At 61.9% G+C, this 9,443-nt stretch carries 7 protein-coding genes; 6 read left to right on the forward strand and 1 reads right to left on the reverse strand.

Annotated elements, in window-relative coordinates:
* The first annotated feature begins 252 nt into the window (after positions 1 to 252).
* From AB6802_RS15260 to AB6802_RS15280, 5 genes are all read left to right on the forward strand, one after another.
* Positions 253 to 609 (forward strand): aminotransferase class V-fold PLP-dependent enzyme, encoded by a 357-nt coding sequence (locus AB6802_RS15260; protein WP_371010955.1) that lies wholly within the window; start codon positions 253 to 255, stop codon positions 607 to 609.
* A gap of 317 nt (positions 610 to 926) precedes the next feature.
* A complete protein-coding gene (locus tag AB6802_RS15265) occupies positions 927 to 2,375 on the forward strand; it encodes a TolC family outer membrane protein (protein WP_371010956.1) in 1,449 nt (482 codons plus the stop codon).
* A 36-nt stretch (positions 2,376 to 2,411) separates the two neighbouring features.
* A complete protein-coding gene (locus AB6802_RS15270) occupies positions 2,412 to 4,544 on the forward strand; it encodes a type I secretion system permease/ATPase (protein WP_371010957.1) in 2,133 nt (710 codons plus the stop codon).
* 42 nt (positions 4,545 to 4,586) lie between these two features.
* Positions 4,587 to 5,876 (forward strand): HlyD family type I secretion periplasmic adaptor subunit, encoded by a 1,290-nt coding sequence (locus tag AB6802_RS15275; protein ID WP_371010958.1) that lies wholly within the window; start codon positions 4,587 to 4,589, stop codon positions 5,874 to 5,876.
* The gene (locus AB6802_RS15280) at positions 5,866 to 6,507 is read left to right on the forward strand and encodes a ribbon-helix-helix domain-containing protein (protein ID WP_371010960.1); all 642 of its coding nucleotides are present in this window, start codon (positions 5,866 to 5,868) and stop codon (positions 6,505 to 6,507) included. Before AB6802_RS15275 ends, AB6802_RS15280 begins: the two co-directional genes overlap by 11 nt.
* 70 nt (positions 6,508 to 6,577) lie before the next feature.
* Here the strand turns inward: AB6802_RS15280 and AB6802_RS15285 are convergent, their stop codons facing one another.
* Complete coding sequence (locus tag AB6802_RS15285; RefSeq protein WP_371010961.1) at positions 6,578 to 7,516, reverse strand: transglutaminase-like cysteine peptidase; 939 nt, start codon at positions 7,514 to 7,516, stop codon at positions 6,578 to 6,580.
* A 322-nt stretch (positions 7,517 to 7,838) separates the two neighbouring features.
* Between AB6802_RS15285 and AB6802_RS15290 the strand changes: the two genes are divergently transcribed.
* Positions 7,839 to 9,443, forward strand: a 1,605-nt coding sequence (locus AB6802_RS15290) for an Ig-like domain-containing protein (protein WP_371010962.1), incomplete at its 3' end; no start/stop codon positions are given.

Genomic DNA, 9,443 nt, shown 5'->3' on the forward strand with positions numbered 1-9,443 from the left:
GATCGAAACTTCAGCGCAATGATCTACGCTTGCGCATCCGTCATCAACTCACGCTGATTCTCAACAGGCCCTAGAGCAATTCCAGGAAAAGTGTGAGCGGCTTTTCATCCGGAATTGCGTAAAAACAAAGAGATAGAGCGGTTCACCGTTTCCATGAAACGATGAAATGCTCTAGGAGCGCGGGATCGCCTTCAAGGTATGGGAGATCGATCCGGAAACGCTGGAGCCAGCCTCGACGCACTCGAGGCGCTGATGAGCGATCGCACGCCGCTGGTCTGCGTAACGCACACCTCCAATCTGCTCGGCTCCATCAACCCGATCCGCCGGATCGCCGATTTCGTGCATGCACGCGGCGCGCGCATCTGCGTGGATGGCGTCGCCTACGCTCCACGTCGCGCGATCGACGTCGACTCTACGTATTCTCTTTCTACAAGATCTATGGGCCGCACTATGCAGTCATGTATGGGCGCCACGAGCTGCTGCTCGGCAAGGACCAAGCGCAGGTTAAGCTCGAGCCTGGAAATCCGTGCTATGAACCGAGCCAGGCCGCGCTTCGATATGGGCGGTTCGTTGGCCGCCTTCCGCCAAGAATACCCGCCTGCCGGCTAAGCGGCGCGGCCATCAGCTTTTTACGCCGATGATCGAGTGGCTGAGTCCTCGACACAGGTAAGTTGGAGACACCTTTATCCATCTTCCCGATGTTGGACCGCTCTCGGTTGCGGCCAAAAGCGCATTTTTGTGCCATTTTTGCCACATCCTGCGAACTTATTAAGCGGTTTTAGTAACCACTAAATCAATAAGCACTCACACATGTTACGGAAATTAGTGGAAACTCCCCTTAGGGATGCAGCGCCTCAATGGCGTCGGGGACACTCCCTTGGGGATGTACCGCCTTAAATGGCGACGGGAGCGTGGGGTGTGGGGTAATGAATAAGACAGCGGTGTCGACCTTGGCTAAGCGCCTCGGCTTGTTGATGACTGCTACGATGTTGAGCTATGGCAACGCTCACGCCATCACTCTTCGAGAGGCGATGGCGGTCGCGGTGGAGTCCAATCCGGAAATCGGCCAAGCGATCGAAAATCGTGAGGCCATCGAGTTCGAGTTGCGCCAGGCGAAGGGTCTCTATCTGCCGAGTGTGGATCTCGAAGCGTCGGCGGGGGCGCGCCGCCTCGACAATTCTGACAGGCGCGCGCTGGATATCGAGAACGATACGCTCTATCCGGCAGAAACCGATCTCACGGTTTCGCAGACGCTCTATGATAGCGGTGCAAGGCACGCCGAACTCAACCGCCAGGCCTCGCGGGTCGACGGCGCCTCGTTCCGGGTTCTGGAACGGTCCGAATTCATCGGCCTCTCCGTCGTCCAGGATTATCTTGAAGCCATGCTGCAGGCCTCGATCGTTGCCGAAGCCAAAAAGAACCTTGCCTTCCATCAGGCAATTCTCGGCGACATCCGGCAAGGCATTGCCGGCGGCGCGCTGAACGATGCCGACCGCCAACAGGCGGAGGAGCGGCTGTTCGCCGCCAAGGCGCGCCTCCAGGAAGCCGCCGAGGAAATGGAGGCCGCAAAGATCCGGTTCTTCAAGACTGTCGGAAAGCCGCTGACCAGCGCCGCCAGACCCGGCGATGTTTCCGCTGCGCTGCCAAGGTCGCTCGATGAAGCGATCGGGCTGGCGCGACAGAACAATCCACGCGTGCACATGGCCAACAGCGACATCGACGCCGCGGCCTCGCTGGTGGACGCCGCACGGGCAAAATACGGCCCCTCCATCACTGCCGAGGGAGTTGCCCGGGCAGGCTCCGACATCGATGGCAGCGACGGTGGCACCAACGACCTGCAAGCGCGGGTGGTGCTGCGTTGGAACCTTTATCGCGGCGGCATCGACAAGGCCAACGAGCAGGAGCAGATCCGCCGCACCAGCGAACAGCGGCTGGCCTTGCATCAGGTCTTGCGCGAAATCGAGGAAGCGGTCCGCACCTCGTGGGATCGCCGCTTCCGGCAGGCCGAGCAGGCAAAGACGCTGAGGCAGCAGGCCGCCACCAACGAAAAGCTGGTGGCGTCCTATCGCGAGCAGTTCAAGGTCGGGCAGCGTTCGCTGCTCGACGTGCTCGACGCGCAGAACACCCGCTTCAACACCGCGACACTGGCGGACACGGCGTCCTATGCGTCGCTTTTCGCCGAATACCGGCTGCTTGCCGCAACCGGGCAGCTGTTGAAGACAATGGACATTCAGCCGCCAAAACAGGCTACCGCCTATGCGAAGACCGAGTTCGGCACGCCTGAAACGGCTGACACCGAAACCTATGCGCGGACGCCGTCGGAGCAGACAAACGATCTGCCATTCGATATCCTCGCACCGGTAAGGAAGAAGTGAGAGGTCGGGCCGAGCGAGAGTGCCTGCGGGCGGATCGTGAACCAGCAACCCAACATTCTCTCGCCAAAGGAAGCCTTCAAGGGCTGCTTCGCGGCTGTGGCCGGATATCTCGGCCGGCCGAGCGCGGAAACGGTGCTGTTTGCCGGCGTGCCGCTGTCGGACACACACATCGATATCGACGCCATCCGGCGCCTTGCAGAGCGCATCGGCCTTGAAATCACCGAGTTCAGCCATCGCGACTTCGTTCGGGGGCGCATCGACCTCCCAGCCATCCTGTTCCGGGTCAGCCGACTTCCCGTCGCTTTGCTCGCCGAGACCGAGGACGGCGCATTCACGACCGCGCCGCAGGAAGACGGGCGCACGACCGTCAGCAAATCCGAGCTTGCCGAAAGCTACATCAGCGGCGGCGTCTCGTTCTCGATCACCTATGCCAATGCAACCGAGGGGATGAATGTCGGTTCGGCCGCCAGGATCGAACGGCGGCATTGGCTGACGGGAACGATGGGGCCGTTCTGGCGCACCTATTCGAAGGTCGTGCTGTCGGCGCTATTCATCAATCTGCTGGCAATCGCCTCGCCGATCTTCACCATGAACGTCTACGATCGGATCTTGCCGAACAAGGCAATATCGACGCTCTGGGTGCTGTCGATCGGCATCTCCGCCGTCATCCTTTTCGATCTGCTGTTGAAGACAGCCAGGGCCTCCCTCATCGACTATGCCGGGCGCAAGGCAGACCTGCGCATCTCCTACATGCTGTTCGAGAAAGTGCTGAACTCATCGCTGTCGGCACGGCCCGGCTCAACCGGCGAATACGCAAACCGGGTGTCGCAATATGAGTTCGTGCGCGAATTCTTCACCTCGAACACCATCAGCGTTTTCATCGATACCGCATTCGTCTTCGTCTTTCTGCTTGTTATCTATGCGATCGGCGATTGGCTGGTCATCATACCGGCGCTGGCCTTCGTCGCGTCGGTGATCGTCGGATTGGTCACGCAACGGCGCATCGGCAAGCGGGTCGCGGCCTCCATGAACGAGGCCTCGCAGCGCCAGGCGCTGCTGGTCGAGTCCATCTCAACGCTGGAGACCATCAAGTCGCTGCGAGCCGAGGCGTATCTGCTGCGCAAATGGGGCGAGCACTCGAAAAACGCGGCCAACACGTCCGAGAAGATCAAGCAGCTTTCAGCAGCCGCCGGCAACATAACCTCAGCCATCCAGCAGATGGTCACCGTCGCGCTGATCGTGGCAGGCGCCTATGCGTTCTCGGAGGGCCATATTTCCACTGGAGCGATTATCGGCACGGTCATGCTGGCAAGCCGCGCCGTGGCTCCGCTTGGCCAGATCGCTATGACCCTGTCGAGATATCGCCAGGCCATGCTTTCGCTGCGCATGGTGAACTCGATCATGGCGCAGCCGGAGGATCGGCCAGATACGGTCGGCTTCGTCAACCGCCCCATCCGAAACGGCGCCATGGTGTTCAGGAATGTCGGCTTCGTCTATCCGGGCACCGACACCGAAGTCCTGAGCGCGATGAGTTTTTCGGTGAAGCCCGGTGAACGCATCGGCATCATCGGCCGCATCGGCTCGGGAAAGACGACGATGGGCCGGCTCATCGGCCGGCTTTTCGTGCCGACTTCCGGTGAACTGCTTTTGGACGGGGTCGACATCCGCCAATACCATCCTTCGGAAGTTCGCGCCGCTGTCGGCATCGTCGCGCAGGCCAACGATCTGTTTTCCGGCACCATCAAGGAAAATCTACTGATGGCGTGCCCGGAGGCGAGCGATGAGCAGATCGTCGAAGCGGCCAAGGCTGCCGGCGTCGACGAGTTCGTCTCGCGCCATCCGCGTGGCTACGACATGAATGTCGGCGAGCGCGGCACCAACCTCTCGGGGGGCCAGAGACAGGCTGTGGCGATTGCCCGGCTGTTGCTGACCAAGCCGAAGATCGTCTTTCTCGACGAGCCGTCGGGCTCCATGGATCTGGCTTCCGAACGCCAGCTCATCAAGCAGTTGAAAGTGGCCTTCGACCGCAACACGACGCTGATCATTTCGACGCACCGCTTCAGCATGCTGGAGCTCGCCGACCGCCTCATTGTTGTGGATCAAGGCAAGATCGTTGCCGACGGACCGAAGGACCAAGTGATACAGGCGCTGCAGAAAACAAGCGCCTGACGAAGCAGACTTGATTGCATTCAAAGCGTTGGGGCTTGGGAAATGCTTGCCAGGGAAGACCGGCCGCCGCTGTTTGCGTCGGCCTCCATATTGATCATCGGAGCGCTTTTTGCGAGTTCCGTCGCGTGGGCGTCTTTTGCCGAGGTCGATGAAATCGCGCGCGGCGACGGCAAGGTCATACCGGCCTCCAAGACCCAGGTCATCCAGGCCAGCGAGCCGGGCGTCGTCCAGGAAATTGCCGTGCAAATCGGACAGGTCGTGAAGAAGAACGATCTGATCATCCGCCTCGACAACACGATGAACACGTCCAGCCTCGGCGAGCAGCAGGCCAAGGCGCGCGCCTTGCAGGCGCGTATCGCGCGACTGAAATTCGAGCAGAGCGGCACTATCGAGGGTGCGTTTCCCTGCCCGTCCGAGATCCAGGCGGTCGCGCCGGAAATCTGCGACAACGAGCAGAACCTGCTGCTTGCGCGCCGCGGCAATTTTGAAGTGAAGCTTTCGGTTCTGAAGTCGCGCCTCGACCAGCGCGAGAAGGAGCTGGACGAAGCCAACGCCAACCTGGATCGCCTGACCAAGAACCTTGCGGTCAGCGACCAGGAAACGACGCTGGTCGAAGCCATGGTCAAGAAAGGCCTGATGGCAAGGACCGAGCAGCTCCGCGTCGAGCGCGAGCAGACCGAATTGCATGGGCAACTGAACCTCGCCGGCGAGACCATCAAGAAAAGCAAGGCTGCCATCACCGAGGCGCAGCTGCAGGTCGACGAACTCGGCCTGCAGCTGAAGCAGGAAGCGCTGGGCGACCTGACCCAGGCGCTGGCCGATCTTTCGGTCGTCGACGAGACCATTCGCGGCGCTACCGACAAGGTGGCGCGGACCGACATCCGCTCTCCGGTCGATGGCATCGTCAACACGCTCGACGTCAACACGCTCGGCGCCTTCGTGCAGCCGGGCGCCGTGGTGGCCGGCATCGTGCCGACCTCCGAGACGTTGCTGGTCGAAGCGCGGGTCTCGCCGCGCGATGTCGCCTTCATCCGGCCGGGCCAGGACGCGCTGATCAAGATAACCGCCTATGACTTCTCGATCTTCGGCGGCATCGCAGGCAAGGTCTCCAACATCACCGCCGACAGCCTGGTCGACCAGAAGACGGGCGAGCCTTACTACCAGGTGCGCGTCGCCACCGAGAAGTCGACGCTGGCGCGGGACGGCAAGACCTATTCGATCATCCCCGGCATGATCTGCTCGGTCGACATCAAGACAGGACGCAAGACCATCCTCACCTACCTGATGAAGCCGATCAACAAGGCGCGTGAGGAGGCGATGAGTGAGCGATAGCGCAATCTCCCCTCCCGTCGCAGGCGAGCGGCGGCTGCCGCCACTGGCGACCGAGGATTTCGGGCTGGAGTTCCGGGTCGTGGCGCGTGGCGGCGTACGGCGCGGCATTCGCCTCGAGCGGGCCTTCTGGACCGCGCTGAAGCAGATGGCCGAGAACCGCAAATGCACCATCGGCTCGCTGATCGACGAGATCGCCGAGAGCCATGCCCATAGCGGAAACCTGACATCGGCGATCCGGGTGGCCTGCATGCGCGGGCTGGCCGACGAGAATTCGACCCTGCAGAAGCTGGCGTCGATCAAGACGATCAATGCCATCCTTCTCGCCTGCCCTTCGCCGGCTTTCGCGCTGGCTTCGTCGAAGAAAATCCTGACTTTCAACGCGCCGTTCCAGCAACTGGTCCGGCGTCAGTTGCCGGCCGCATCGAATGACGAAACGCGCCCCGACCTCAAGCTGGCGCTGGACCTCCATGTTCCCGATATCTTCGCGCGGCTCGATGCCAATGGCGAACTGCCTGTCGCCACCGGGTTCGTCATCGGCGCGGGCGACCGCCGTTATCGCGGTCAATTGAACGCCGTGCGGGCGCCGGTCGCCGAGCCGGAGCTCTTGATGGCGTTCGTCTTCGGCGGCTAGAGCGTTTCACCGTTTCACGGCGAACCGCTCTATCTCTTTGTTTTCACGCAATTCCGGAAGACCGGCTACGTTACAGGCCCTCGCCGGGCGCGACCGTCGCAAGCCCGCCCTTGATGTCGGCCACTTGCGCTGCGCCGGCCTTGGCGCCGTGTATCCAGGCGCGGTCGGTGCTGAACGAATAGAGCGGCACGTAGTCCGGCAGATCGGTGTCGCGCGAAACGACGTTGCTCAGGCTGTCGAGAATGAACACGCCGCTACCGGTGCTGACCGACAACACGGCATGGAAGAAGCCGCGCTTGCGATCCTGCAGGACGACAAGCGACATGCTCTGCGCCGGAATGCCGGCACGCAGCAGCGCCGCCATCTTGAGGATGGCGAAATCCTCGCAGTCGCCGGCCCGGTGCTCGAGGATTTCCGAAGGCTTGGCCCAGTAGTCGAGCTTGCCGTAGACGACGCTGTCCTTCTTGTAGGCGATGGCGCGATTTATGCCCGCGTTGACGAAGGACAGCTTGTCGATGAAACGCTTGTCCTTGGCGACATCGATGATCGCGGCAAAGGTGCTGTTCTTGCGGTCGCAGGCACTGCCCGCGGTGCAGTCGACAATTGCCCTGTAGACCGGCGCCCAGCGCGCCGAGACGGGAAAATTGTTCATCGACAGAGCGACCGAGCCGAACACGCCGGGGATGATCGCCGCCGTCTGGATGGGGTCGATCCCGGCATTGCCTTGCGCCGCCGAGGCGTCGCCGTCCTGATCGATAGCGGCGATGCCGTAACTGTCGAAAGCCATGCCGACCGTGTAGGCGGCGGCAGGCTGCCAAGGTTCGAACCGCAGCAGCGAAACACCGCCGAGCGCGGGCGGCGTTTCGACCTTCACCAGCGACATCTCGGCAGGTTCGAGGCCGCGCGCAACGGCGCTCGCCGATGACTGTTGCGGCAGGCCGGCGATGCCGATTGCCAGCAGGAGCAGTTTGAGCCCGGTTGTCCCCAGGGCAGATTTTTCTTTTGTCATAACGCCCACCTTTGACTGTGGACGTTACCAATCTTGTCTCAAATTACCGGAAAGGAAGGTGGATAAGTTTCATGTAAGCGGCAACATCTTATTTTCGTAAAATTTTATTCAAATTTATACTTATATTGATCAGCAGGGCGCGTTGAGCAATCCGCAGAAGACCCAAACTCGGGCCTATGTATATCAGGTTATATGTTCGGGGTTTACCACGTGTAAAAAATGCCTGAGCAGGCATATTAGAATATATGAAAACGCTTACGGGATAGTTGCAAAGCAGAGGTGGTCCCTGTCTCTTTCCGGGAAATGCCGGAGGGGTTTGGCAATGACGACCAGTAACGAATTGGACACCGTATCGGGTTCTTGGGACGAGCATTCCGTCCCTTATGAACACAACAGCTCGCCGACGCATGCGGGCATCCAGATCGCTCAGGCGGCTCAGCCGGCGCCGGCCGAGCCGGTACCGGTCGATGTCGGCAGCGGCGCGCCGGTTCAGCCGGCGGCTCCGGCGCCAAACGCAGCGGCGGCGAACACGCCGGCCGCTCCGCACCAATACGTCGCCGACGCCAGCAATATCGTCCACCTGCCGGCCAGCATTTCCATCGACAACATCAAGGTCGATGGCCACAATTTGTTGCTCGAACAAGCCGACGGCACCGTCATCGTCATCAAGGACGGGGCCCTCAATGTGCCGACCTTCATCATCGGCGACGTCGAGGTGCCGCGCGTTGCGCTGCTGGCAGCGCTCGAGGCAAGCCATGTCGATGTCGCCTTCGGTGCGGACGGCTCGATCTCGGCGGCGGGCAATGGCTCGCCGAGCAGCGCCGGCGGAAATTTCGAACAGCCTGTAGGCGGGATCGGCGACGGTTTCGGGCTCACCGCTCTTCTGCCGCCGACGGATCTGGCATTCGGCCAGCCGGAGCATCGCGAGCTGTTCCCAAATCTCCTGCCCGACTCGACCCCGTCGATCACCGACCTGACGCCTTCCGTCGGTGGCGGCGACACCATCGTGAACGAAAAAGGCCTGCCGGCGAGCTCGGGCTCGGAAGGCTCGGGCGAAGCCGCGGCGCCAGGCGTCGACGGCGACCCCTCCGAACACAACACCGGCAGCTTCACCATCGTCTCTCCAGACGGTATTGGCTCGTTGACCATCGCCGGTCAGGTGATTTCGGGCGCCGCCCTTGCCAACAGCGGATCGACGCCGATCCCCATCACCACGCCGGCCGGCAACACGCTGACCATCACCGGCTACGACGCAAGCACCGGCCAGGTGAGCTATAGTTACACGCTCGTCCATAGCGCGACACACTCCGTCGCGGGGACCGATTCCGTCTTCGAAAACATGATAGTGACGGTGACCGATAGCGACGGCGACACCTCGGCTCCCGGTACGCTGTCGGTCCAGATCATCGACGACGTGCCGACCGCCAATGCCGACATCGGCAACGTGCCGTCCGGCAGCCAGGCCGCCATCACAGGCGATGTGTTCGTGAACGACGTGTTCGGCGCTGACGGCAAGGATGCCGCGGGCGGCGTCGTCGGCGTCGCCAAGGGCACCACCAATGCCGATCTCGACAGCACCGGCACGCTCAATGCGAGCCTCCACGGAACCTACGGCACGCTCACCTTGCAGGCCGACGGCTCCTATTCCTACGTCCGCGATGCCGGCTCGCCTGGCGGCGTCAGCGACGTCTTCACCTACACCATCAAGGATGGCGACGGCGACCTGTCGCACACCACGCTGACGATCTCGATCGGCGACGCCACGCCGACCGTCACGCTGCCGGCGGTGGGCGATGGCGTGACCACGGTCTATGAGGCCGGCCTGCCGGCCCGCAACGTGACCGAGCCCGCCGGCTCGCATATCGGCGCCACCAACACCACCGCCTCGGGCGTGATCGCGGTGACTTCGGTCGACGGCGTCGCCTCG

Source organism: Mesorhizobium sp. RCC_202, from assembly GCF_041355295.1.
GTDB lineage: Bacteria > Pseudomonadota > Alphaproteobacteria > Rhizobiales > Rhizobiaceae > Mesorhizobium.